Here is a 24,299-nt window from a genome sequence, read left to right as displayed (position 1 = left end):
AATACTTCCCATCCAATTTTAGGATTGCTATTATTTTTGCTTATCTTTAACAGAAATATTTTAACTTTACACCTGAATCAATATTAAAAGCCCGGTTGCAACCTACCGGGCTCTGAATCCCTAATTTCACAACTCACCTCTCTTTACCCTGTCTATCAGTTCCTCAACCTTTTGCCTGATGATATCCCTTGCCTTTCTGTAGTCCTCTATGGGACCACCTGATGGGTCTTCTATGCCCCAATCCTCTCTGTGCTTACAGGGAACATAGGGACACTCCACACCGCATCCCATGGTTATCAATATATCCACTTGTGCAGGGATGTCGCTTAGCAGCTTGGGATGATGCCCCGTCATGTCCACCCCCGCTTCTTCCATGACCTTAACAGCCAAAGGCTTAACCTCGGGATACTCCTCAGTCCCGGCTGAATAAGCCTCCAGGACATCGCTCCCTAATTTCTTTGCCCAGGCCTCTGCCATTTGAGACCGGCAGGAATTATGCACGCACACAAACGCCACTCTCTTTTTCATGTTTACTGCATACTCCTCTCCTTATTTTATGTCGTTCTCGAAAAATTCGAGAACTTCATTTGACTGGTTTGCAGGTTTGTTCTAGCGACTTTACCCCCAATTCTTCTGGAAGGTTGTCCTACAAAATCAATCAAATCAATCGTTGTGTTTATGCGCCCAGCTACTTTTTTGAGAGTATTTTTTATTTCCAACCCTTAATTTATTTTAATTTAATGTTTATACAAAGACAACCCTAACAGACACTTTCGTAAGAAATTGGGTGCTTTTTGCATAAGCGTTAAAAATACATCCTGGGTTACATCCTCTGCATCTACAGTATTTTTCAAATAGGCAAAGGCAGTTTTGGCCACTGTTTTAGAATATTTCTCTATAGCAGTCCGGATAAACTCATTCAGTTCTCCCGGTTGGTTCACCTGTACTCCACTCCCTTCACTGATATATACGAACAGGAATAGCAGTATTTTTCATGTAATAGCAAAAAATTTGAGTATCTGGTAGATAAGCGTTTAATTACCCTGTTCAAATTCGTTGGAAATCTTAATGATTCCTACCATTTGCAACACCCACCAAACAGTTATTGACTATGGTACCATTATTGTACCATACAAATATCTCGCATGTGTACGCTAATCCTTACGAAAATCAGTATAACGCTTTCAATCCGCTAAAATGATCTTGTGTTAGAAAAATAAATAACTCTGCTTACTATTCGGTTACCAAAAACAACTCATATATGTTATAATTTTATTAGCTGAACGATTTTCATCAAAATAAAAACAAGGGGGCGTGTTCTATGGAAAGTACCATTACATATTTTGAGGAGCCTGGAAGAAAAAATACCTTAGCCACCCTTGAAATTGCCAAAAAAAGAGCCCTGGAGCTGGGGATCAAGAAAGTACTGGTAGCTTCTTCCCATGGCTATACAGCCCTTGAAGCAGCCAAAGTCTTTCAAGGCACAGGCATTGAAGTTATAGCCGTAAGCATATCCAACAGCTTTCAAGATCTAGGGTGGTCAATGACAGCTGAGCAAAGAAGCAAGATAGAAAAAGCAGGTGTTAAGGTATTAACCGGCCTTCACGGCCTGGCCGATGGTGTAGCGGAAGGTTTTTACGGAGAAAATACCCCAGGAAGCGTCATTGCCAATACTCTGCGCATGTTTTCACAGGGAACAAAAGTAGCAGTTGAAATATCTATCATGGCTCTGGAAGCCGGCCTTATTCAGCCGGGTTCCGAAGTAATCTCTATCGCTGGAACCAGCGAAGGATGCGACACCGCTCTTGTGGTCAGACCGGCTTTTGCAAGAAAAATTAAGGACTTCAGGATATGCGAGATTCTCTGCAAACCTAGAATTGCTTGATTTGTAAGCATCAAATAGAGCATACCTAAAAATATAACCCCCGAAAGTCTTTCACACCAAGGCTTACGGGGGTTTTTCTTTACCTATTGTCGTATCATTTTATAAGCTTGTTTATATCCATTTTAGCATATACCACTCTGTGAATTTCAACAACCTGTTCTTTGACTACATAGAATACCAAATAGTTTTTCACAGGCAACACCCTATATTCATTTTCAAGGGGTTTTTCAGTCTTATACACCCTACATGAATATGGAAACTGTGCAAGCCTTGATATTGCATCATCCAACGCGTTAATTAAATCCATTGCTGCTTTCGGTGATTTCAACTCATCTACAATATAAGTTATAATATCAGCCAAATCCTTACTTGCCAAAGGCAGATATCTAATTTCATACATTATCAGATTCCACCTTATCCTTAAGTCTTGCCCTCAATCCATTAAATACTTCTTCATGGGAAAAACGTTTATCATTAGACTTAGCTTCCAGCTCTGCTTCCTTTAGTTTAAAGTAGATTTCGCTTTCAAACAATTTTTTTTCATAAGCTTCCATGCTCATCACGACCATATCGCCATACCCATTCTTAGTCAAAAATACCGGCTCGCCAGTTTCATGGACAATTCTGGATATTTCAGCAAACTTGTTTCTCAGGTCAGAAACTGGTCTGATATGCGGCATATACTCTCACCTCTCTATTCGTTTATCATAATTTTATCATAATTATGCTAAACAATCAATAAATCAATTGTACTTGTTTTACAAAAAACCTTCAACCATGTTTTTATTAACACTAAAACAGCAATCTTCTTTAAGAGTTAGATAACATAAAAATTATAAATACAACCCCCGAAAGCCTTTCACACCAAGGCTTACGGGGGTTTTTTCTACTCCAAGTTTCTATTCCCACTCGATTGTGGCAGGGGGTTTTGTGGTGATATCGTAAACCACCCTGTTTACGTGCTTTACCTCATTTACAATCCGGGTGGACACCCTTTCCAGCACCTCATATGGTATTTTTGCCCACTGTGCCGTCATGAAATCGGTGGTCACTACCGCCCTCAGGGCAACAACGTAGTCGTATGTCCTGTCATCCCCCATAACGCCCACCGTCTTCATATCGGTAAGCACTGCAAAATACTGGCTTATGTTTTTGGCCAGCCCGGCCTTTTCGATTTCCTCACGGAATATATGGTCAGCTTCTCTGAGGATTTCAAGCTTTTCCCTCGTCACCTCGCCTATTACCCTTACCGCCAGGCCTGGGCCCGGGAAAGGCTGCCTTGAAACTATCTCTTCTGGAAGGCCCAGTTCCCTTCCCACATTCCTTACCTCATCCTTGAAAAGGCTTCGCAGCGGTTCGACAATCCCTTTGAAATCTATGTCTACCGGCAATCCGCCGACGTTGTGATGGCTCTTGATCACCGCCGCATTCCCGGTACCGCTCTCTATCACATCAGGGTATATGGTACCCTGTACCAGATAATCAATCTTCCCAAGCTTTTTCGCCTCTTCCTCAAAAACCCTTATGAACTCCTCCCCTATAATCTTTCTCTTCTTTTCAGGGTCAACAACGCCTGCCAGCCTGGACAAAAATCTGTCGGCTGCATCCACCCTTATGAAATTCATATTGAACCTCTTCTTGAAGACATTCTCAACCTGGTCGGCCTCATTCTTTCTCAAAAGCCCGTGGTCGACGAATATGCAGGTAAGCCTGTCCCCTACGGCTTTATGCACCAGCAGTGCCGCCACCGACGAATCCACGCCGCCCGACAGGGCGCACAGCACCGAAGCATCTCCCACCTTCCGGCGTATATCCTCAACGGCATCCTCAATGAAGGATGAGATCTTCCAGTCGCCCGCACATCCGCATATCCTGAACAAAAAATTTTTCAAAATTTCCTTTCCCTTAACCGTGTGCTCAACTTCGGGGTGGAACTGCACGGCGTAAAGCTTTTTGTCTGTATTTTCCATAGCTGCCACAGGACAGTTGGCTGACCTTGCTGTGACTCTAAAGCCCTCGGGAAGCTTGCTCACGTAATAGGTATGGCTCATCCAGCTTGTGGTCTCCTCCTCTATACCGTAAAAGAGCTGGCTGGAAGGATCAAGCATAACCTCGGTTTTGCCGTACTCCCTCTGCTCGGCTCTTGCAACCTCCCCGCCCAGCATGACGCTCATGAGCTGCATGCCGTAGCATATTCCCAGCACAGGTAAACCCAAATCAAACACCTCAGGGTGGCAGAAAGGCGCTCCCGGCTCGGTAACCGACGCAGGTCCTCCCGTGAATATAATTCCTTTGGGGCTCAAGTTTTTTATCCTATCAATTGAAGCATTAAAAGGCAATATCTCACAGTATACGCCGGCTTCCCTTACCCGTCTGGCAATAAGCTGGCTGTACTGCCCTCCAAAATCTAGTATCAACACCACTTCATGCTTCAAAATAAATACCCCTTTCTCTCGTAAAGATTCGTAAAACAGTACTCACACTCAACATCAACCAATATCCCGACGATATAATTACCCAGCTCTCTTTCTCTTATAGAGTCTCATATTGCAGCTTGAAAGAGTTATTTTGCTTAAAAAATCTGCAACTCTAAATCCAAGAACAAAAGCAAACGAAAAAACGCTTGCACAAGCATGACTTTACCAAAGCACTTTTTGGGTTTATTATATCACGTGTTTCTTTTGCCTCAATACGGGAACTTTACCCCAATTTCCCTCAATAACACAACAGCCATATCAACGCATCATCTATCTTCTCACTGGTATACCTCTCTCCGCCAGATAATCCTTTACCTGAGCAATCGTCAGCTCCCCATAATGAAACAGAGAAGCCGCCAGGACGGCATCGGCTCCTCCCTGAACTATCACATCGTAGAAATGCTCCAGTCGTCCCGCACCGCCCGACGCAATAACGGGTATGTTGACTGCCTGCGTTATAGCCCGGGTTAAGTCAATATCATATCCGTTCTTGGTACCATCGGCATCCATGCTTGTCAAGAGTATCTCTCCGGCACCTCTTCTTTCAACTTCTAAGGCCCACTCGACGGCATCCTTGCCGGCGTTTATCCTCCCGCCGTTGATGTAAACATCCCAGCCGGTACCATCCTGTCGCCTCTTGGCATCTATAGCCACCACAACGCATTGGCTGCCAAACCTTATAGCCGCTTCCTCTATAAGGTCAGGATTGCGCACGGCTGCAGAGTTTATGGAGATCTTATCAGCACCAGCCTTGAGTATCTCCCGGAAATCCGAAAGGCTGCGTATACCACCGCCCACTGTCAACGGAATAAAAACCTGCTCGGCAGTCCTGGCCACCACATCCAGCATTATGTTACGGGCCTCAGCCGATGCGGTAATGTCGAGAAACACAAGCTCATCGGCACCGGCCTGGTCATACAGCCTGGCTATTTCGACCGGATCTCCGGCATCCCTTAGGTTGAGGAAGTTTGTACCCTTTACTACCCTTCCACCATCAACATCCAGACAGGGAATTATGCGTTTTGTAAGCATCTATCACTATCACCCACCACGTCATCTATTGTATAGTGACCTCTTCCCACTACTGAAAAGTGGGCTTCCTCCTTCACCTTTCAGTTTATCTCTTCTTTAGCAGGCAGTATTGGGAATAAACAAGATTTGGAGCAATCCCTTTATTTAAGCCGTGCAAAATTTCTGAGCATCTTCAGACCCTCGGCTCCGCTTTTCTCGGGATGAAACTGAAACCCGTATACGTTATCCTTATTGACCGCCACCGTTATGTCAATTCCATAAAAGGTAGTCCCTATAACATGCTCGGAAACCCTTGGCTCAACATAGTATGAATGAACAAAATAGACAAAGCAGGGGTCATTTAACCCTTCAAATATCGGACTCACTCTGTGTTTTAACTCATTCCAGCCCATGTGGGGTATCTTTATGTTAAGCTCCTCAGGAAGCCTCTTAACCTCCCCTGGCAACAACCCCAATCCCTTGAAGAGCCCTCCTTCATAGCTCCTCTCAAACAGCAACTGCAGGCCAAGGCAAATTCCAAGAAATGGCCTGCCATCTTCTACAACCCTGTATATGGTGTCTATCAATCCGGCTATCTCTAAATTTCGAATGGCACCTCCAAACGCTCCAACCCCCGGAAGCACCACATGACTGGCGTTTAAGATCATCTGTGAGTCCTGGGTGACCACCGCCTGGTAGCCCACATATTCAAATGCCTTTTGAACGCTCCTTAAATTGCCCATCCCGTAATCTATAATGGCAATCATTATATTTCCTCCATAATTATCAAGCTGCCTTAACATAAATTTAAGCTGTGTCACAACGTAATGTTTAGCATAAAACATTTTCACACCATTTTATCTTATAACATTATGGGCCCACGCACAAGAGCAAAATTGCCTCGCTTTACATGAAGTATTCAACGCCGGCTTCGAATATCTTCTGGTCCTTCTCACCCGGTATATTTTTGGCGACGTTAGTGCCTATCCTTTCGGAATGGCCCATCTTACCCAGCACACGCCCATCGGGGCTGGTTATACCTTCTATGGCCATGACCGAACCGTTTGGATTAAAGCGTATATCATAGGTGGGCTTCCCATCAAAGTCCACATACTGGGTGGCCACCTGCCCGTTTCTAAACAGCTCGGCTACCTGCTGGGACGAAGCAATAAACCTGCCCTCGCCGTGGGATACAGCAACGACATGGATATCTCCGGGCTTTACTTTGGAAAACCACGGTGAAAGGTTGGACACCACCTTGGTATACACCATACGGGAAACATGGCGACCTATGGTGTTAAAAGTAAGGGTTGGGCTGTCCTCGGTCATGTCCCTTATCTCTCCATATGGCACCAGGCCCAGCTTTATGAGCGCCTGAAAGCCATTGCATATACCCAAAATAAGACCGTCTCTTTCGTTTAGAAGCCTCATAACCGCTTCTCTTATATACGGATTTCTAAATGTAGTGGCTATGAATTTGCCCGAACCGTCGGGCTCATCCCCTGCGCTGAAACCACCCGGTATGGCTATGATCTGCGAATTGCCTATACGCTTTACCATCTCCTCTATTGACTCTTCAATGTCCTGCGGAGTCAAATTCCTTATCACGAAGACGTCCACCACACCGCCGGCCTTCTCAAACGCCCTGGCGGTGTCGTATTCGCAGTTTGTGCCGGGAAATACCGGTATAAACACCCTGGGCCTTGCAATCCTGACCTTAGGCTTTTGGCGTATACCCCGCGTAAATAGCCCCATATCGGGATTGTCTTGAGGTGCGACCTCTTCATGAAGCCTGGTGGGGAATACATCCTCCAGCGGCTTTTCCCAGCTCTGCAAAGCCTCATCAAGGCTTATCCTTACGCCGTTCACGCTTATCTCGGGTTTATCATCGGTGTATCCCAGCAGCTTATACTCTATATCATCAAACAGGACTGCCAGGTCCTCGTCACCGGGGACCTCGAGTATGATGGCACCGTAATCGGGCCTGAAAAGAGTCTTCAAGTCATCGACCTTTTCAAACACAAACCCCAGCATATTGCCAAAGCACATCTTGCTTATGGCTTCGGCAATACCGCCTGCCTTTACGGAGGAAGCAGCCAGCACTTTACCGGATTCTATGAGAGAATGGATTCTTGTGTAGTTGGCTTTAAGTTGTTCAAAATCCGGCAGCCCATTGCAGTCCCTATTAAGCGGCACCAAAACAACCTTGCTGCCCGCCTTTTTAAACTCGGTTGAAATCACCTGGTTTACATCGACAGTATCCACCGCAAAGGCCACAAGCGTGGGCGGAACATCCATATCCTTGAATGTCCCTGACATGCTGTCCTTGCCGCCGATTGAGGGCAAGCTCAGCTTTATCTGCGCCCAATAGGCTCCCAGCAAGGCTGCCAGCGGTTTCCCCCATTTCACCGGATCATCCCCCGGTTTGCCAAAATATTCTTGAAGGGTAAACCTTATGCGGCGCCAGTCTCCGCCCAAAGCGCACACCTTTGAAACAGCCTCTATAATCGCAAAAACGGCACCGTGGAATGGGCTCCATTTAGCCAATACAGGATTATAGCCAAAGGTCATGATGGTGCCTGTGGTAGTATCACCCTCAAGCACCGGTAACTTGGCTACCATGCCTTCGGCAGGGCTTAATTGATATTTCCCACCAAAGGGCAGAAGCACCGTCCCGGCACCTATAGTGCTGTCAAACCTCTCAACCAGCCCCTTTTGGCTGCACACATTGAGCCTTTCAAGGTTGTTGAGCCATGCCTTCTTTATATCGACATCGCACATCGACACCTCTTCAGGCAGCTTGTCAAAGAAGTTACCCTCTTCCGAGGACGCTGATACCACCGCCCTGCTCTTCCTTTTGACCCCGTTAGTGTTCAAAAATTCCCTGCTTATGTCCACTATGAGTTTCCCGCGCCACCATATCCTGACCCGTTTTTCATCAGTCACGCGTGCAACCGGCGTGGCTTCCAAGTTTTCTTCTGCTGCAGCCGAAATAAAAGCCTCCACATCCTCAGGCGATACCAGCACCGCCATCCTCTCCTGCGATTCGGATATGGCAAGCTCGGTACCGTCAAGCCCCTCATACTTTTTGGGTATGGCATCCAGGTTTATCTCAAGGCCATCAGCCAGCTCGCCTATAGCCACCACCACACCGCCGGCGCCAAAGTCGTTGCACTTCTTGATAAGTCTGCTCACCAAAGGATTCCTGAAAAGCCTCTGGATTTTTCGTTCGGTGGGCGGATTCCCCTTTTGGACCTCGGCACCCGACTTTGTGAGCGACTGTTCATCGTGCTCCTTGGACGAACCAGTAGCACCGCCGCACCCATCACGGCCAGTTCTTCCGCCCAGGAGTATCACTACATCGCCTGGCTGCGGCTTGCCTCTCACTACATTCCGCCTCGGTGCAGCACCTATCACCGCACCCAGCTCCATCCTCTTTGCCACATACCCCTCATCGTATATTTCGGCCACCTGGCCGGTGGCAAGTCCCACCTGATTCCCGTATGAGCTGAATCCCTGGGCAGCCACCGTGGTTATCTTGCGCTGCGGCAGCTTCCCCGGGAGGGTCTTCTCAATGGGGGTCCTGGGGTCACCGCTTCCTGTAATCCTCATTGCTTGGTACACATAAGCACGTCCCGACAGAGGGTCCCTTATGGCCCCTCCAAGGCAGGTGGCAGCCCCTCCAAAGGGCTCTATCTCTGTAGGATGGTTGTGCGTCTCGTTTTTGAACATCACAAGCCACTGTTCTTTTTTGCCGCTTACATCCACATCCACCACAATGCTGCTGGCGTTTATCTCGTCGGATTCCTCCAGGTCATCCAGCATGCCCTTCTTTTTAAGCTCCTTCATTGCAATGGTGGCTATGTCCATAAGGCAAATATCCCTATCCTGCTCTTTGTCACCGTAGACGAACTTTCTGGAATCTAGATAGCTTTCAAGTGCAGCTTTTATCGGACGGGTATACTTACCATCCTCAATTTCAATGCTTTCAAGCTCTGTTAAAAATGTGGTGTGGCGGCAATGGTCAGACCAGTAAGTATCCAGCATGCGAAGCTCGGTTATGGTAGGGTCACGTTTTTCGATATTTTTGAAATAATTCTGGCAAAACTCCATGTCCTCCACAGACATGGCAAATCCCCTGTCCTCTATAAACTCGGATAGCTTATCTTTACCCCACCCGATAAAGCCCTGTATGATTTCCACATCTGCCGGCGGCTCAACCTCAACCTCAAGCGATTCCGGCTTTTCGAAAGAGGCCTCCCTGCACTCGATGGGATTTATGCAGTAACGCTTTATCCTCTCAAGCTCTTCCCTGGATACATTACCCCCTAACACTATAACTTTGGCGGTACGGCACAGAGGCCTTTCTCTCCTAGTCAAAAGCTGTACACACTGGCTGGCCGAATCAGCCCTCTGGTCATACTGCCCCGGCAGGTACTCTATGGCAAAGGCCTGCTCGCCATCTCCCAGCGGAAATTCCTCATCATATACCATATCCACCGGGGGCTCCGAAAATATGGTATTCCTGCATGCCATGTACTCTTCATCAGAGAGCCCCTGCACATCATACCGGTTTATTACCCTGACATACTTCAGGCCTTTTATTCCCAGGTTGTACTTTAAATCCCTGTAAAGCACCTGCGCTTCGACGTCAAAACCTTTCTTTTTCTCAACGAATATTCGCCTTACTTTGCTCATAGTTATCTTATCTCCTTGAAAACCAATATTTCATCCAGTTAATGTAAAAATATTCCATAATATATCCATATCTACAACAGGATGATAGCGCTACACATTCTGAACAATACAGTTAAATAATAACATAAAAATTCGGAACTTTGAATACTTTTTTTATAATTTTTCTCATTTTGTACGACATAAATGCTGCTTGGTCATCTTCGCAAAGACTTATACCCTCACTCTCATACCTTTGATCAACGCTGTACTGCATCAGCCGATTTTTATAATATTCCTTAACACTTTTTATTGCAAAGTGACTTTTAAATTTTGCTCACCGTTATACAATTTCTTTTTTCCTTTGCTTTATAAAGAGCCTTATCTGCAGTTACAAAGAATTGCTCTATATCATCAATATTTGCTTTGCCGTCAATTGAGGCTATGCCAATGCTTACAGTGATGTTGCATGTAACCCCTTCATAGCAAAAACAATGCTCCTCTACCGCCCTCCTTATGACATCCGCAATACGAAAAGCTTCATCAACTCCAGTCTGAGGCAGAGCCATCACAAATTCCTCCCCACCCCAACGGGCAATAATATCGTCCTTTCTTGCTCTACTTCGTAAAATATCAGCAAATTGCTGCAACACAAAATCCCCCACGACATGCCCGTATGCGTCGTTTACGCTTTTAAAGTTATCGATATCGATAAGAAGCAAAGAAAAAGGTATTTTCATTATAGCATTTGGTAGTCTTTTATAAAAATATCTCCTGTTGTATAAACCGGTCAGTATGTCGGTATATGCTTCTTTATACAACTTATAAACCCAAACTCCAAAAAACGCTTTGCCGGTTACCTGAATCACCACAACAAATATCCATATTAAGCTATAATTCAAAATATATCCTTTGTCCATTAAGGGTATTATAAACCATAATGATAAGTCGGCCAATATTAAAACAATGAACGCAGTCGCATTATTGATTTTTTTCTTCCTCAGTTCCACCCTTTAAACCCCCGTATTTTACATAATATTCCACAATGTACTGGTCCATCCTCTGGCTTATTTTAAAAACGATTTCCTTATTCATATTCATCTCAATAGCGTTATGAAGTAAAGTTCGAGTTATTTCAATGCTGGTCTTGGCGTCCACATGACCACCTCGCCAACAATTGTTATACATAATTTTACATTATATACGGGCTGATTGGCAATTATAAAAATATGCAATTTGCAAATTCAGATAAGCTGCAGAATTCGGTAAAGTAAGAGTATATAAGCTTGGGAGTGAACAAAATGGCAAACAAAAAAGAAATAGATAACAAAGCAATTGGTCAAAGGATACGTGATGAAAGGAAAAAACTTGGGCTTTCAAGAGAGGAATTTGCAGAGATTATCGGGCTTTCTGACTACTATGTTGGTCAGTTGGAACGAGGCGAAAGGCAAATGAGCTTGCCGGTTTTGGTTAAAATAGCTAAGTGTTTACATATTTCTTTGGATTACCTCATTTTCGGTAAAATTTCTAATGCCGAACCTTCCGTCAACGAACCTCACGATAAGTACACAAGTCAAAGTGATGAAGAGCTAAACGAGCTGCTTGGCAAGTGTTCTTCTAAAGAGCTTGAGCTAATTAAAAAACTTATAAAAGTGGTTCTTCCCTATGTTAACATAGAATGATTTGTCCTACACAACAATACTCATGTGTTCGGTGCTTCGATTTTACAAAAGAATATTTTGAAAGTATTTCTTTGTTATAATCTGCCCTTGGGTAATGGTTCCCCCTACTAAGCCCACTGCGTACTTTCACTGCCAAGTGGTCGTCCGTTATCGGAGGCGCTAAAAAAAGCTGAAAAAAAACAGGTAGGCATCTTAGCCTACCTGTTTTGGCAATGACACTATGAACTCCGTCCCTTCATTTATCCTGCTATTTACTCGTATTGTCCCCTTATGTGCCTCGACGATGGCTTTTGCTATCGTAAGCCCGATTCCGGCTCCCCCCGTTAGCCTGTTTCTCGATTTATCAGCACGATAAAACCGTTCAAAGATATATGGTAAATCCTCCGGTGAGATGCCTTCCCCGGTATCCTTAACGATAATATTAACCACATCGCCGCTACTTTCCACTTTTACCTCAACCCTCCCTCCCTCGGGAGTATATTTCAATGCGTTGGATAAAAGATTTATAATTACCTGACTTATCTTATCCTTATCAGCAAAGACAATCTCTTCCTGACCATTGAATTCGATATCCAATCCCTTGTTTATAAAGTCAATTTCAAAGTTCCTGATAATATGTCGGATAAGCTGTGAAACATCAAAGCGTGTTTTGTTAAGGATAAGACTTTCACTCTCATATTTTGCCAGCTTTTCAAGGTCCCCTACCAACCTGCTTATTCTGACAATCTCCTCATGGCAACTTTTAATCCTATCAATATCCGGTTCCCACACCCCATCAATCATTGCTTCCATATGGCTCTGGAGCGTAGCAAGAGGGGTTCTCAATTCATGTGCCACATCAGCTGTAAGCCTTTTTCTCAACATCTCCTGCTTTTCAAGCACCTCAGCCAAATCGTTTATCGTTTGGGTAAGCTGAGAAATCTCCTTTATACCTGACTTCTCGGTAATCCTGTCCTGATAATATCCTTTGGAAATCTTGTGGGCAGCTTCAATGACCCTTGAAATCGGCGTACTCAATCTTTTGGACATAAATGCAGCTATAAACAGCGATGACAAGAGGGAAATCATTCCTACGCCAATAAACAACCGATTTAAAGTATTAATAAATGCAAGGTCATTGTCATTAAAATAATACGGACCGTAATATCCGATTTCAACCCTTCCAACTTCACTCAAATTATATGTGACAGGATATTTATCCTCCACATAACCCCCCTTCCAGTTTGGGTAGCGGCTGGTCATGTTGCAAGCCATATGCTCCAGCATCCGGTGGCACAACCCCCTGTTATACACCATTGCATCCCATATTGCCTTCCCGGAAGAATCAACAACCTTTATTATCATACCCTGCTCCAAGGCATTCATGCCAATATTCTCTATGACATCCGTGTTCCATCTCCCACCCGGCTTATACTGCTGGCTGATCAGAGAAACAATTTCCTTACTTTTACGCTCTTGATTCTTTATAACGTATTCCTTGAAGTGCTTTTCAAGAAGCAAGTTGGTAAGCACGCTGGTCAAGAATACAGAGATTAGAACCACTAACATATAGGATAAAGACAATTTGGCTCTTAAAGTATATTTCATAATTATTCACCACCAAACCGATAGCCTATTCCATAAACTGTTAAAATGTACTTCGGATTTTTAGGATCCGATTCAATTTTTTGCCTTATATTTTTTATGTGGGCATCGATGGTCCTGTCATAGCCATCAAAATCATCACCAAATGCCATGGATATGAGTTCCTCCCTTGTAAAGGTCTTATTGGGATATTTAATCATAGTCATAAGTATCCTGTATTCACTGGGTGTCAAATTAACAAGGTTTCCATTCTTCTTAATCTCATATTTCAGAGTATCGATCACCAGATCACCGTTATTAAAGGATATGATGCTGGATAGAGGGACAGGGTCATCGCTCACTCTCCTTAATACCGCTTCAACCCTTGCCACCAACTGCCTCAAGCTGAAGGGCTTTGTAACATAATCGTCGGCGCCAATATTCAATCCTCTTAAAATATCCTCTTCATCAACCTTTGCGGTCAACATGATTATAGGTACCCTTGATTTTCTCCTTATCATTTGGCAAATTTCCTCGCCGGATACATCAGGAAGCATCAAGTCCAAGATGATGAGAGTCGGATTTACTTTTTCAAATTTGTCTAAAGCATCCTTGCCGCTGTATGCGACATCGACGGAATATCCCCTGCTTTCCAAATAGGATTTGACAACTTGGACAATCTTGACCTCATCATCCACTACAAGAATCTTTTTTACATTAGCAATCATCTTTTGCCTCCTTGCAGGTAAATTTGTTGATGGATATAAAATATTATATCACATGAAATGGTGGTTGCCACAAAAGGTCCTCATCTCAATCGTTAAACCTTAAAGAAAAAAGCCCCTTATACAGGAGCATTATCAATTTCATCACCAGTTGCAATCACAACATCCATTTTTTCATATTCCACAACAGCCACCGGCACCTCTTGCAGGCCTATATCTTTCGACTTCTTCCTTTATAGCGTCTATATCTATATTGTTTATATCGTCCACCACCTTCACATACCCGTTTAACATACCCATCCAACAGCTAAATGTAAAATCACCCTCGGGAACAAACTGGACTTCATTTTTCCCTTCTCTCAGAGCAATTTGGGCATCGTATGCAGGAAAGACCAACACATTATTGCATGTGTTTAGCTGTTTCCCGTTGATCGTCCATATTGTTTTAATTCCCTTTTGAACCACAATAACCGCCGGTGAAAAACCGTAATCGTCCACATCGATGCTCACATATTGTACATCATCCCTAATCTTCCCAATGGCCAATTCATCAGTTGGTATTCTCCCGCCGGCAAACTTGGTGGCTTTTGAGCCAGCTGCACAGCATCCCCCGCCTACAGCTCCTGATGATGAACCATCAGAATCCTGTAAATCTTTTTTGGATACCTTGCTGATATCCGATACTACCTTTATATTGCTTCTAATCATACCCATCCAGCAGGTATATACTATATTGCCTTCTTCAGTAGGAGTAAATTCAATAACATTATCCCCCGGGACAAGTTCTTTCTGTATATTGTATTTTGGAATGGTCAAGGGATTATTACATCCATTCAAGTCTCCCTCTTCAACCCGTATTGTCCACCTTACCGGAATACCTTTCTGGACGACTATGGGCGAATAACTATATGAACCAATTTGAGAAGTAACAACCTGCACGTCCCCTTCTATTTTAGCGATATTTCCTGAACCAGATGAAGCAAAGGCAATGCTAACTCCAGACAGACTCAATCCCCTGTTTACCATAACCACGCCCAGGACTATGACAAGCATAGCGCTCACTTTCATCATCTTACGGGTAAACCTTCTGCTGAGTAGCGAGCTGATAGCGCCAAACCCAAACATTAACGGCACTGTTCCCAGGCTAAAGAGAAACATGGATGCCGCCCCAGCCACAAAGCTGCCAGTACCTAAGGCGTAGATCTGCATCGCTTGAAGCGGCCCGCACGGCATGAGGCCGTTCAGCAACCCAATATAAAAAGGACCGTATTTGCCTGCACCTTTATGAATTTTGTTTCCAAAAATTTTTGGCATTCTGGGGTTTAACTTTCTTAGCCAAGGAAATACATTCAGCATATTAAGGCCCATGATAACCATAAATACACCCGAGATAATTGCCACAATTCCCTTGGCAGCACCGGAGAAGCTTATAACCGAGCCTAATGCCCCTACTATACCCCCAATTACGGTATAGGATACAACCCGTCCCGAATTATACAATAAACTTGGCTTCAACCTGGAAAACTTGCTTGGCTGACTATCTTCGAAGTTGTAAGAAACGCACTGGGACAGGTTTATCCCGCCACACATGGCTATACAGTGCAGTGAAGTCAACAAACCCACTGCTAAAAGGATTCCGTACCCCATTGATTGGTCGACTTTAGGCACAAAGTTAAAACCAACGGTATTTTTTATGACAAAATATACAGCAAACAGGATAATGGCTATACCCAGAAATTGGTTTACAGTCATTTTATCCTCAGATGGTTCTGGGGCATTAGGTCTTGAAGCGGCCTCCCCTTCGTTTCTTCTCTTTACAAGGTAATGCAGCTTTTCTATGGCCTCAATTATTTTATCAAGGCTTATCACATCTGCGTCATAGGTAACAATGACATTTGAGTTGCTAAAGCTAGCTTTTGCATCTGCTACACCTTGGAGCTTCTTTAAAGCATTCTCTATCCGCATCTCACAGCTAGTACACGACATCCCTTCAAGTTTAAGAGTCTTTTGCATTAACCTTCGCTCCATCATATCCCTCCTATATATTGCAGTCAAAAACCTCTTTACGCCGGGAGCAGTTTTTAAATATCGTGTCCGTTACATCCTGAAGAATTAATAATCCTCTTATTTCCTATCCTTTTTGAGCATCATAGGTATCATCAGTATATGCATTAGAGGACAAAGCAAAATTGCACCATAAGATAAAATATCCCTTAAAATGGTATTGTTAATTTTAAGCAAATACAGAGCCAATATAACCGTTACAGGGAGAACACAGCACAAAATCATCACAAGCTTGTGCAGCTTATGCCCTATTGTGCCATGCCCGTTTTCATTTCCAACGCTCCCGTGACCACCGTGACAATTCATATTTATAGCCCCCTTTATACTTTTCATCTTAAGCCCGACTATGATGCTTTACATCGTTTTTGCTTATCATATCAGAAATATATGAAGATATTATGAAGATATTATGAAGATATTGAATGGCAATTCGGAACATCAATCTTGGTTGCCAGGTCCTTTATGACTTTACCGCTTCTAGGCTCAAGAGTTAGCTCATCTTCTACTTTCTCCTGGAATCCAGGTGGCCTGTGACCACCTGGATTTTTACTTTCACATAAAATATTTAACTAAAAGTTTACTTCCTATCCATGCTCCAATTAGTGCAAACACTGCCCACAACCAACCATGGAGGGACATTGAAGCGATACCGCTGAAATACGCACCAATGTTACATCCAAAAGCTATTCTCGCACCATATCCCATTAAAAGACCGCCTAGTATAGCCGCAATTACCTGTTTGTAAGATTTTATCTTTTTAATTTTAAACTGTGAAGCTAAAAGAGTAGCCAAAAGAGCGCCCAAAATAATCCCTATATTTTGGATTGAACCTCCATTTGTAAAAACATTTTGAGTAAGGGCGTTTGCATGAGACGGGTTTTGAAAATAAGCCCAGGTCTCTGGCTGCCCTCCTAAAGCTTTAAATATCCATGCACCCCAGTAGGAAAAAGGTGTCGTAATACCCCACGGATGCCCAGAAAACGCAAACAAAGCTATATTTAAAACGGCTAAAAGAATAGCCCCTGTCCAATAACTCCACGCATCCTTTATTATTTTCTTGAAAAGGGGATGTTCTTGGAATTTCATTTATATCACCATCCTTTTTATCTAGTCTTTTCAATATAAACCTCCCACTGACCATCATCAACCTCTTCAATTTCTACATTGTATCCCATCTTTCTTGCCCATTCTGGCACATTTTTCATAGCACAACTGTGGTCTATCTCTACAATCAAAATATCGCCAACTTTTAACTTCTCCATCTCTTTTTGAGTTTTCAAAAGTGGTACCGGACAAGCCTCACCTAAACAATCAATTCTGTATTCTGCCATAAAAATCTCCTCCTCACACATTAATTTTTTGCATTAAAGCGTTTATATTCATACCATTCTACAAATATGAAAATCAGACCCAACAGTACTAATTGCCCAAAGAATGCAACTCCCCAGCCAAGCACATCCGGTAAAAATACCTTAGGAGATTTAGATATGAACACTTCATTCCACCATCCAAAGTCCCTCGCTCCCCATAAAGACCCCACGATAAAGAATATCAGTGTCAACCATAACATCATATATCCTTCTCCGACTCTCATTAAGGTTCCAGAAGCACAGCCTCCAGCTATTACCATTCCTATTCCGAACATCACAGCGCCTATAGCTGTGTGTATTCCAACAGGTGAGATGTTGCCAGGGACTGTTTCTCCCTTCAAATAAGCGCTGTACTGAATTGCGGCAAATCCTATTGTGGCAATCATAAGGGCTACAATCACCGCTCTGGTAAGTGAAGTGCTTCCCGTCAAAACCGGGTCTCTAAAAGATGCGGTAAAGCAAAATCTGGCCTTTTGAAGCACGAAACCAAAGGCAATTCCAAAGGCCCAACGAACCGCTAACTGAGGCGATTGTTTTGATAAGATTATACCAATGACAATAAGGACGACTAAAAGTGCGACTCCGTAAGGAAATTGGTTTGCCCTTTTCTTTTTGCTTTTTTTCACCGTTTCCATTTTTATCCTCCTCCCACTGTTTTTCTGGCCTGGGCATTTCAGGTAACCCTTAACGCCAGTGATGACCAATTGCCTTCTTATATATAGGCCTAGGCCTTCAAAGTAACAAGCTATTAATTGTGCAGGGCGTTTTTCTTTAAAACCCAATTCAGGATGAGAAAATACATCCTCTGCAAAATCAATAATCTCCTGCCTTTTTCATCGATGACCTGTACTATGCGTTTTTCAATATCATCCATCTGTAAGCCACCTCCTAGTTAAATAGCGATATTCAAGAAATCACTAGAGTACCGAATTTAATCCTCAAAAATATTTAATTTCGCCTACGGTCAACCATAACTTGTCTTTATGCTTCTCCCCTGTAATTTCCTTTCACCGTCACTAAATAGTTTTCCAATTTGTTTACTATGTTTTTGTATAGAATATCCCTTGATAAAATCTACTTCTCTAGTCAATTGCCTCTAACAATATTCAAATTTCATGCTTCTACTTGTCTTTCCACCTAAATTCTCTTTGTTTCTAAACGCAGTATCGGTTCCCAGCAGAGATTTGATGAAAACAACATTTACTTTAGTCATCGCTATTACACATTAAATAAATATGTTTTCTGGGTTTTGTGTCAAAATTTTTATATATAGTACATCAATCCCATGTTATTGTTTAACTTTTTATATGCGGTTACCAGGTCTTCCAACGTGATCGAATCTAAAACCTCACCTATACTTTCATTGAGCTTCTTCCATACCTCATTGTTGATACAATACTCCACAGCATTTTCTATATCCCGTCCTTCATCTGACCCTTCCACTACTGACAAGTCGCCCTCAAGCACTCTCAATACATCCCCCACAGTAATTTTTGAAGCATCATCAGCCAGGCAGTACCCCCCTTGAGGTCCTTTCACGCTTTTCACCAATCCGGCTTTCCTAAGACTGGCAAATACCTGCTCTAAATACCCTTCCGATAAATTCTGCCTCTCTGCTATACTGTTTAAGGGGACATAATCTCCACCAGAATGTATTGCAAGGTCCACCATGGCCCGTAAACCGTATCTCCCTTTTGTAGATATTCTCATCTCATGCACCCCTATATAACCAAGTATACCTATATGATTTATATATTTTATGAGCTATATGTTATTTAATACAAAAACGTCTGTCAACCCAAAAAATCCAATGTTTTATCTAATTATTTGCAATTTTTATCAACTCATCCAAGAATTTTTTATTTTTCTTCACTTTTCATCGATTTAATTATAAAGACATTTAATCTCTAAGAAATTTGTGCATTACAACAATCCTTCACAAAACATTCATACTTGTCTGATATTATAAAGATAGGTAATAAAAGCTCTATACTATATTCTGCATACAGACCTCAGTTATACTGAAGCCAGCATGGAATAGGAAGGTGTTACTTCACATGTTTAAAAAGATTAAGAAATTTCTTGAAAAATTGGCTAAACAAAACAATGCATTATTCCATGGACAAAAGCTTAATTGCTGTGAACTGAATCGACAGAAAAATAAATTTCCCAATGTCAAAGATTCGAAACCAACTTAATTTTGACCGTATAAAAAAGACGACCCTTTCGGGCCGTCTTTTTATCCATACTATTTAATTTAATTCAATACACGTCTTGCACCAATATATCGCCTACTATATGAAGAAGAGTTAAGGCTGCTTATACATATAGCTTTATAAGCACCTGAGGAGGCGTGTATGAACTGCCCTCCGCCTATGTAAATGCCTACATGATCAGGCCTGGAAAACAAAACCAAATCGCCAGGAGCCAAATCGTCTTTTGATACAGGTACACCCACACTGCGCTGACCATAGGCCGTCCGTGGAAGATAGATTCCAAAATGCTTATATACATACTGTGTGAATCCCGAACAATCAAACGCATTGGGGCCTTCAGCACCATACACATACGGTCTGCCCAAAAACTGCATTGCAAAGGCCACTACATCTCCTCCACGCGCTGACCCTCGACCTGATGACGCCGGCACGGTAGGCGTTATAACCTTTTTGGAAATTACCTTTGTACCCTTAAGTATCACCTTCTTGGCAGGCTCTTTTATAACCTTTTCCTCCAACACCTCACGCTTAATCTCTTTGCCGTTCTCCTTGGTAATCAGTAAATATACCTCTTTTTGGCCATTTTCTCCTTCTTTTAATACCTTTGTTTTCCCTTTTTCCAAAGTATTATCCAGCCGTATCTCAGTCTCAAAAGGAATTTCCTCTACTGCCTTCTGCCTTTCTTTGGTCACCACTGTAACCAGCTGTCTTTCGAGCGTAAGCTTAACCTTATCCCCTGGATGCAGATTGTCTACATCTATATCTGCATTGGCTTGCTCTAAAACCGAAAACGGGATGCCATGCTCTCTTGCAATAGACCAAAGCGTATCTCCCTCTTTTACCTCATACTCTTTTATTTCTTCGCTACCCTGTTTGAGAATTTGGATAGCCTTATCTTTATCTACAATCTGACTAACCGGCACCATCTCCTCATGATAGGATATATCCTCTTTAAAGAAAACCTCCTGCAGCTGGCTATCCTTATTCTGCTGGATAGCTTCCACATAAGCATTTTTTATCTCTTCAAAAACTTCTTCAGCAACATTTGAATCCTTAACATAGCAAACCGTCTTCCCATCTACAACCATTGCATAGGCATTAGACTTAACAACTATAACCTGTTCTATAGCTTGAGCTAATTCATTCTCAGAACTGATTTTGACATTTTCTGTTCTAATTTCTTTAAAACGCACGCTAGCATCTATGAACGCTCCATCTCCATAACTTTGTAGAAGCTTTTCTGTCACCTCGTCATATATTGCCAGACCCTTAGCTGCCGACTTTACAACGCCTACTTCTTGGTCATCTACCATCATTACAAACAAAGGCGTTGAAACATAGCCCGCTACTGCAACCCCGTCCTGCCCTACCCGTATAAAACCTGTCAAACAAACTACAGTCCAAATACTTAGCAACACTAACGATGCAATTTTGAAGCTCCTCATGAATATCCCTCTTCTTTCAAATAATAGTCGTCCATTAAAAGTTTATCACAAATGTTACAAAAATATTACAAAAATTTATATTTTACTATTCTACAAAAAATAAAAAATTCCTGCTTTAAAATAAAAATTTTCAAAAAAATTAAGCCCTTCAATCATCTTTTTTCATAAAACAAAAAAAGAAAGCAAAGGGCTCTTTAACTCTACAAGTCTATAATCCTCGACACAAGTTGCTATATCTATTTTAATCCACCTGCTGCCTCAGTATATCAATGGGCATGACCTTTGCTATTTTTACCCTCACCAGCAATCTTGAAAACAGGAACACCAGCAGCAGTATGACAAATGTGGAAAGCACACTGTTTAAGCTCAAATCAAGGCTCATGGCAAAGTCAATATCCTTTGTGGCTGCACTCATCAAGCTGTCCATAGTAAATTTTGAAAGGGGAACCCCTACAATGAATCCAACCAGAAATGATATATAGTTGAACCCAAGAACCATCTTAAATATGCTGTTTTCCCTGTATCCCAACATCTTCAAAATCCCTATATTTTTCCTGTTCTCGTTGAGCGTCAAATTGGACAGAACGTATACGATCAAAAGTGCAAGTATTGCTGCCATGAGCGCCATGACGCCGATGGTTTTTGAAAGGTCCTGAGCCGACGTCTTAATGGTAGTAATCAGTTCAGACTTGGTATAGCTCTCAAAAAGCGAATCTTCAGGTATATCCACCTTATCCTTTGAAAATATCCCCACATACTCACTGCTGCCATAGCCAAACAGCCTGTTAAAGCTTTCAAGCTCCATGTATCCATTATTGCCAACTGGCAAGTCTGCAATCCTGTAGACTTCTAAAGCATATTCCTCGCCTGTAAACTTGTTTCTTACCTTAATCTCGTCCCCTTCACTGACTCCCAGCTTGTTTGCAAGAGGCTTTGAAATGATGAGCTTATCCGAGACAGAAATCTCTTTCCCCCTTGTATCATACAGCTTTATCATTTCGGAATCGCCCTTGATGCCATATATCATGACGCTTGCTTTTGTGCCTTCGACATCAAAAGCCAAAAGGTTATAAGGCTCTGCAAAGTCGGGTATCTCTATCTCAGGATGTTCAGATATAGAGTTTAACATATAGAGATAGTCATACTTGAAATAGTCAGAATAAGCTTTCTCAATGCCAACGATAACAGAATCCTTTGCCGTCATACCGTACATCATGAGTATCGTTGAGAACACAATGCCTATAACTAAAATGAGTTCCCTTGCAATGTGCCGCCAGCCGTATTTCAGCATGACCCTGGTTTTAAACTCAAACCGGTCAAAAAACTTTATGGTGGGAAGTTTGCTAAACTTTATCTCATCAACGCCATGTAGCATCTGGATGATGGTTAGCTTAAAAAAGCCTTTTAGCGCAAGATACCCTGCAAGGAATATGAATACAGCCGGAAGGAATAGGGCCACAAGCACATGCCGCCAAGGCAGGAAATTCGTTATCTTGGGTAGGGTAAAAAATGACCTGTAAAACTCGGCAAAGGGTGCTGCCTCCAAATACCCAAGCAAAACTCCAATAATAGAACCAAAAAGCCAAATATACAGCGGGAATTTCATGAAAACTTTAAAGACGTCCTTTTGCGTATATCCCATTGAATACAGCGTACCAATTTCAGCGTGCATTGTGTTAATTACCCTTCTCATCACGATGAAGAGTATAAACGATGATACTATTATTATGAATAAGCTTATGGGCAGCGTTATCCTCTTGGCATTCTCAACCTTCATCTCTGTATAAATTATCCTGGGATTTTGATCCCTTTCAACAAACTTCAACAGCCCCCAATTGGAGTTTATAAAGCTCTTTAGATCTTCGACATCAACTTCACCTTTGTAGCTATAATAATATACATGTGAGGCAGGGAACAGCTTCTGCATGTCGCTTTTCGGCATCATAACAACGCCAAATCTCTCGGGGTCGGGGAGAAAGTCCTGATCGTTTTTTATGATGTAGATGTAGTCGGGAAGATAACCCACTCCACTTACCTTAAATGTTTGCCCTGATATAGAAATCTCATCGTTTATTTTATAGCCGTGGGCTTTAAAAAAGCTGGGGTCTAGCAACACTTCCCCCTCTTGGGGCATTTCTCCCATGCCTATATAAGGCTTGTTTATTTTTTCTGAGATGGAAAAAATCCTCAAAGTTACTTCATCCTGCTGAACCTCATAAAACAATCTTTGCTCAAGTGTAATGCCGAATTTGTTATTCAAGAGGCCTTCATCTATCTCCTTAGAAGTAATAAAATAGCCATCTTCCTGTACGTAGTCCTTGATAAAAATTTCATAATTCTTGCTTATATCATCCATCGATACAGCAAAAAGGGTATACGTCATGGATGCAATGGCCACAAGCATTATAATGGAGAAGAATTGCAGAAAATCCCTCCTGATGGTCCTTAAAGGTATCTTTTTAATTACCATTACCAGGTCACCTCCTGGGCAGAAATCTTCTGAGCGTTCTCATAAAACTCAACAAGCCTGCCCGACCTCAACCTCAGCGTTGCGTCAGCCATTTTTGAAATGGCAAGGTTGTGGGTAATAATTAAAATAGTAGTCCCAAACTGTCTGTTTACATCTTCCAATAACTTTAATACAAGCTTGCTGCTTTCATAATCTAATGCGCCGGTGGGCTCATCACATAGGATCATCTGGGGATTTTTCACAACCGCCCTGGCTATGGCCACTCTCTGCTGTTGTCCGCCCGATAGCTCAAATGGAAATTTGTCCTTCTCAGAGTACACATCCATCATCTTAAGCACCGTATCGACATCCAGAGATTTTTTACTCAAAGACGCGCTTGCCAGCACATTCTCATAAACCGTAAGCCCGTTTATGAGGTTGTAGAACTGAAAGACAAATCCGACGTAATCCCGTCGGTAGTCAGCAAGCCTTTTTTGGTCCATTGCCGTTATCTCTTTGTCATCCACAAAAATTTTACCCTCTTCTGCCCTATCGAGCCCCCCGAGAAGGTTAAAAAGTGTGGTCTTTCCGGAACCTGAAGGGCCAATTACGGTGTATATTTTGCCCCTTTCAAGCTCAAAGCTCACCTCGTTAAGTGCCCTAATCTCATTTTTGCCCAGCCTGTAAATCTTGGAAACCTTTTCGGCCCTCACAAACATAGTTTCATCTCCTTTTTCA

Annotated in this window: 25 protein-coding genes; 3 read left to right on the top strand and 22 right to left on the bottom strand. The window is 42.7% G+C overall.

What is annotated here, in order from left to right; genetic code table 11:
- Nucleotides 1-126: 126 nt before the first annotated feature.
- Both JOD02_RS09770 and JOD02_RS11710 read right to left on the bottom strand, forming a co-directional pair.
- The gene (locus tag JOD02_RS09770) at nucleotides 127-528 is read right to left on the bottom strand and encodes an arsenate reductase ArsC (protein WP_204489154.1); all 402 of its coding nucleotides are present in this window, start codon (nucleotides 526-528) and stop codon (nucleotides 127-129) included.
- 209 nt (nucleotides 529-737) lie between these two features.
- The gene (locus tag JOD02_RS11710; RefSeq protein ID WP_204489152.1) at nucleotides 738-941 is read right to left on the bottom strand and encodes a sigma factor; all 204 of its coding nucleotides are present in this window, start codon (nucleotides 939-941) and stop codon (nucleotides 738-740) included.
- Between the two features lie 380 nt (nucleotides 942-1,321).
- On the opposite strand from JOD02_RS11710, the gene JOD02_RS09760 reads away from it, so the two are divergent.
- Nucleotides 1,322-1,885 carry a pyruvate kinase alpha/beta domain-containing protein gene (locus JOD02_RS09760; RefSeq protein WP_204489150.1) on the top strand — a complete coding sequence of 188 codons (564 nt, stop codon included), beginning with the start codon at nucleotides 1,322-1,324 and terminating at the stop codon, nucleotides 1,883-1,885.
- Nucleotides 1,886-1,979: 94 nt separating this feature from the next.
- Here the strand turns inward: JOD02_RS09760 and JOD02_RS09755 are convergent, their stop codons facing one another.
- The 8 genes from JOD02_RS09755 to JOD02_RS11705 form a co-directional block, all read right to left on the bottom strand.
- Nucleotides 1,980-2,285, bottom strand: a complete 306-nt coding sequence (locus JOD02_RS09755; protein WP_204489148.1) for a type II toxin-antitoxin system RelE/ParE family toxin — start codon at nucleotides 2,283-2,285, stop codon at nucleotides 1,980-1,982.
- Nucleotides 2,278-2,565 carry a type II toxin-antitoxin system Phd/YefM family antitoxin gene (locus JOD02_RS09750; RefSeq protein WP_204489146.1) on the bottom strand — a complete coding sequence of 96 codons (288 nt, stop codon included), beginning with the start codon at nucleotides 2,563-2,565 and terminating at the stop codon, nucleotides 2,278-2,280. The genes JOD02_RS09755 and JOD02_RS09750 overlap by 8 nt, the downstream gene beginning before the upstream one ends.
- Nucleotides 2,566-2,784: 219 nt before the next feature.
- Entirely contained in the window at nucleotides 2,785-4,320 is a 1,536-nt protein-coding gene (guaA, locus tag JOD02_RS09745; RefSeq protein ID WP_204489144.1) for a glutamine-hydrolyzing GMP synthase, read from the bottom strand.
- Between the two features lie 312 nt (nucleotides 4,321-4,632).
- Entirely contained in the window at nucleotides 4,633-5,394 is a 762-nt protein-coding gene (gene hisF, locus JOD02_RS09740) for an imidazole glycerol phosphate synthase subunit HisF (RefSeq protein ID WP_204489143.1), read from the bottom strand.
- A gap of 140 nt (nucleotides 5,395-5,534) precedes the next feature.
- Nucleotides 5,535-6,140, bottom strand: coding sequence for an imidazole glycerol phosphate synthase subunit HisH (gene hisH / locus JOD02_RS09735; RefSeq protein ID WP_204489142.1), 606 nt, complete (start codon nucleotides 6,138-6,140; stop codon nucleotides 5,535-5,537).
- Nucleotides 6,141-6,279: 139 nt separating this feature from the next.
- Nucleotides 6,280-10,071 (bottom strand): phosphoribosylformylglycinamidine synthase, encoded by a 3,792-nt coding sequence (locus tag JOD02_RS09730; protein ID WP_204489141.1) that lies wholly within the window; start codon nucleotides 10,069-10,071, stop codon nucleotides 6,280-6,282.
- A gap of 302 nt (nucleotides 10,072-10,373) precedes the next feature.
- Nucleotides 10,374-11,057: a diguanylate cyclase gene (locus JOD02_RS09725; RefSeq protein ID WP_204489140.1), complete on the bottom strand. Its 684-nt coding sequence runs from the start codon at nucleotides 11,055-11,057 to the stop codon at nucleotides 10,374-10,376.
- On the bottom strand, nucleotides 11,029-11,205 hold the full coding sequence (locus JOD02_RS11705; RefSeq protein WP_341534574.1) for an aspartyl-phosphate phosphatase Spo0E family protein: 177 nt from the start codon (nucleotides 11,203-11,205) through the stop codon (nucleotides 11,029-11,031). Before JOD02_RS11705 ends, JOD02_RS09725 begins: the two co-directional genes overlap by 29 nt.
- Before the next feature lie 143 nt (nucleotides 11,206-11,348).
- Here JOD02_RS11705 and JOD02_RS09715 point away from each other — a divergent pair, with 143 nt between their 5' ends.
- Nucleotides 11,349-11,729 (top strand): helix-turn-helix domain-containing protein, encoded by a 381-nt coding sequence (locus JOD02_RS09715; protein ID WP_204489137.1) that lies wholly within the window; start codon nucleotides 11,349-11,351, stop codon nucleotides 11,727-11,729.
- Between the two features lie 192 nt (nucleotides 11,730-11,921).
- Here JOD02_RS09715 and JOD02_RS09710 read toward each other — a convergent pair whose 3' ends face one another.
- From JOD02_RS09710 to JOD02_RS09675, 9 genes are all read right to left on the bottom strand, one after another.
- On the bottom strand, nucleotides 11,922-13,316 hold the full coding sequence (locus JOD02_RS09710) for a sensor histidine kinase (protein WP_204489135.1): 1,395 nt from the start codon (nucleotides 13,314-13,316) through the stop codon (nucleotides 11,922-11,924).
- A gap of 2 nt (nucleotides 13,317-13,318) precedes the next feature.
- Nucleotides 13,319-14,020 (bottom strand): response regulator transcription factor, encoded by a 702-nt coding sequence (locus tag JOD02_RS09705; RefSeq protein WP_204489133.1) that lies wholly within the window; start codon nucleotides 14,018-14,020, stop codon nucleotides 13,319-13,321.
- 171 nt (nucleotides 14,021-14,191) lie between these two features.
- Nucleotides 14,192-16,045: an urease accessory protein UreH domain-containing protein gene (locus JOD02_RS09700; RefSeq protein ID WP_243426471.1), complete on the bottom strand. Its 1,854-nt coding sequence runs from the start codon at nucleotides 16,043-16,045 to the stop codon at nucleotides 14,192-14,194.
- 96 nt (nucleotides 16,046-16,141) lie between these two features.
- Nucleotides 16,142-16,387, bottom strand: a complete 246-nt coding sequence (locus JOD02_RS09695; RefSeq protein ID WP_204489132.1) for a DUF2933 domain-containing protein — start codon at nucleotides 16,385-16,387, stop codon at nucleotides 16,142-16,144.
- Nucleotides 16,388-16,633: 246 nt separating this feature from the next.
- Entirely contained in the window at nucleotides 16,634-17,167 is a 534-nt protein-coding gene (locus JOD02_RS09690) for a YeeE/YedE thiosulfate transporter family protein (RefSeq protein ID WP_204489130.1), read from the bottom strand.
- Nucleotides 17,168-17,184: 17 nt separating this feature from the next.
- The gene (locus JOD02_RS09685; RefSeq protein ID WP_204489129.1) at nucleotides 17,185-17,412 is read right to left on the bottom strand and encodes a sulfurtransferase TusA family protein; all 228 of its coding nucleotides are present in this window, start codon (nucleotides 17,410-17,412) and stop codon (nucleotides 17,185-17,187) included.
- Nucleotides 17,413-17,432: 20 nt separating this feature from the next.
- Nucleotides 17,433-18,086, bottom strand: coding sequence for a YeeE/YedE thiosulfate transporter family protein (locus JOD02_RS09680; RefSeq protein ID WP_207754281.1), 654 nt, complete (start codon nucleotides 18,084-18,086; stop codon nucleotides 17,433-17,435).
- A 113-nt stretch (nucleotides 18,087-18,199) separates the two neighbouring features.
- Entirely contained in the window at nucleotides 18,200-18,325 is a 126-nt protein-coding gene (locus JOD02_RS11700) for a hypothetical protein (protein ID WP_279380692.1), read from the bottom strand.
- Nucleotides 18,326-18,714: 389 nt separating this feature from the next.
- Complete coding sequence (locus JOD02_RS09675; protein ID WP_204489128.1) at nucleotides 18,715-19,161, bottom strand: RrF2 family transcriptional regulator; 447 nt, start codon at nucleotides 19,159-19,161, stop codon at nucleotides 18,715-18,717.
- 347 nt (nucleotides 19,162-19,508) lie between these two features.
- Here JOD02_RS09675 and JOD02_RS11930 point away from each other — a divergent pair, with 347 nt between their 5' ends.
- The gene (locus JOD02_RS11930) at nucleotides 19,509-19,649 is read left to right on the top strand and encodes an LDCC motif putative metal-binding protein (protein ID WP_394355758.1); all 141 of its coding nucleotides are present in this window, start codon (nucleotides 19,509-19,511) and stop codon (nucleotides 19,647-19,649) included.
- A gap of 59 nt (nucleotides 19,650-19,708) precedes the next feature.
- Here JOD02_RS11930 and JOD02_RS09670 read toward each other — a convergent pair whose 3' ends face one another.
- The 3 genes from JOD02_RS09670 to JOD02_RS09660 form a co-directional block, all read right to left on the bottom strand.
- On the bottom strand, nucleotides 19,709-21,112 hold the full coding sequence (locus JOD02_RS09670; RefSeq protein WP_204489127.1) for a C40 family peptidase: 1,404 nt from the start codon (nucleotides 21,110-21,112) through the stop codon (nucleotides 19,709-19,711).
- A gap of 241 nt (nucleotides 21,113-21,353) precedes the next feature.
- Complete coding sequence (locus JOD02_RS09665; protein WP_204489126.1) at nucleotides 21,354-23,582, bottom strand: ABC transporter permease; 2,229 nt, start codon at nucleotides 23,580-23,582, stop codon at nucleotides 21,354-21,356.
- Nucleotides 23,582-24,280, bottom strand: a complete 699-nt coding sequence (locus tag JOD02_RS09660; RefSeq protein ID WP_204489125.1) for an ABC transporter ATP-binding protein — start codon at nucleotides 24,278-24,280, stop codon at nucleotides 23,582-23,584. Before JOD02_RS09660 ends, JOD02_RS09665 begins: the two co-directional genes overlap by 1 nt.
- Between the last annotated feature and the right edge of the window lie 19 nt (nucleotides 24,281-24,299).

Origin of the sequence: Caldicoprobacter guelmensis (assembly GCF_016908415.1) — a bacterium.
GTDB classification, from domain to species: domain Bacteria; phylum Bacillota; class Clostridia; order Caldicoprobacterales; family Caldicoprobacteraceae; genus Caldicoprobacter; species Caldicoprobacter guelmensis.
This window is presented reverse-complemented; position numbering and strand designations above follow the sequence as displayed.

Bases quoted from the DNA above. Each gene is read 5' to 3' on its own strand.
- JOD02_RS09690 (WP_204489130.1), bottom strand. From the start codon at position 17,167: ATGAAATTCCAAGAACATCCCCTTTTCAAGAAAATAATAAAGGATGCG.
- JOD02_RS09705 (WP_204489133.1), bottom strand. From the start codon at position 14,020: ATGATTGCTAATGTAAAAAAGATTCTTGTAGTGGATGATGAGGTCAAG.
- JOD02_RS09680 (WP_207754281.1), bottom strand. From the start codon at position 18,086: ATGGAAACGGTGAAAAAAAGCAAAAAGAAAAGGGCAAACCAATTTCCT.
- JOD02_RS09695 (WP_204489132.1), bottom strand. From the start codon at position 16,387: ATGAATTGTCACGGTGGTCACGGGAGCGTTGGAAATGAAAACGGGCAT.
- JOD02_RS09760 (WP_204489150.1), top strand. From the start codon at position 1,322: ATGGAAAGTACCATTACATATTTTGAGGAGCCTGGAAGAAAAAATACC.
- JOD02_RS09665 (WP_204489126.1), bottom strand. From the start codon at position 23,582: ATGGTAATTAAAAAGATACCTTTAAGGACCATCAGGAGGGATTTTCTG.
- JOD02_RS09750 (WP_204489146.1), bottom strand. From the start codon at position 2,565: ATGCCGCATATCAGACCAGTTTCTGACCTGAGAAACAAGTTTGCTGAA.
- JOD02_RS11930 (WP_394355758.1), top strand. From the start codon at position 19,509: ATGTTTAAAAAGATTAAGAAATTTCTTGAAAAATTGGCTAAACAAAAC.
- JOD02_RS11700 (WP_279380692.1), bottom strand. From the start codon at position 18,325: ATGGATGATATTGAAAAACGCATAGTACAGGTCATCGATGAAAAAGGC.
- JOD02_RS09670 (WP_204489127.1), bottom strand. From the start codon at position 21,112: ATGAGGAGCTTCAAAATTGCATCGTTAGTGTTGCTAAGTATTTGGACT.
- JOD02_RS09755 (WP_204489148.1), bottom strand. From the start codon at position 2,285: ATGTATGAAATTAGATATCTGCCTTTGGCAAGTAAGGATTTGGCTGAT.
- JOD02_RS09675 (WP_204489128.1), bottom strand. From the start codon at position 19,161: ATGAGAATATCTACAAAAGGGAGATACGGTTTACGGGCCATGGTGGAC.
- JOD02_RS09770 (WP_204489154.1), bottom strand. From the start codon at position 528: ATGAAAAAGAGAGTGGCGTTTGTGTGCGTGCATAATTCCTGCCGGTCT.
- JOD02_RS09710 (WP_204489135.1), bottom strand. From the start codon at position 13,316: ATGAAATATACTTTAAGAGCCAAATTGTCTTTATCCTATATGTTAGTG.
- JOD02_RS09730 (WP_204489141.1), bottom strand. From the start codon at position 10,071: ATGAGCAAAGTAAGGCGAATATTCGTTGAGAAAAAGAAAGGTTTTGAC.
- hisH (WP_204489142.1), bottom strand. From the start codon at position 6,140: ATGATTGCCATTATAGATTACGGGATGGGCAATTTAAGGAGCGTTCAA.
- hisF (WP_204489143.1), bottom strand. From the start codon at position 5,394: ATGCTTACAAAACGCATAATTCCCTGTCTGGATGTTGATGGTGGAAGG.
- JOD02_RS09715 (WP_204489137.1), top strand. From the start codon at position 11,349: ATGGCAAACAAAAAAGAAATAGATAACAAAGCAATTGGTCAAAGGATA.
- JOD02_RS09685 (WP_204489129.1), bottom strand. From the start codon at position 17,412: ATGGCAGAATACAGAATTGATTGTTTAGGTGAGGCTTGTCCGGTACCA.
- JOD02_RS09700 (WP_243426471.1), bottom strand. From the start codon at position 16,045: ATGGAGCGAAGGTTAATGCAAAAGACTCTTAAACTTGAAGGGATGTCG.
- JOD02_RS09660 (WP_204489125.1), bottom strand. From the start codon at position 24,280: ATGTTTGTGAGGGCCGAAAAGGTTTCCAAGATTTACAGGCTGGGCAAA.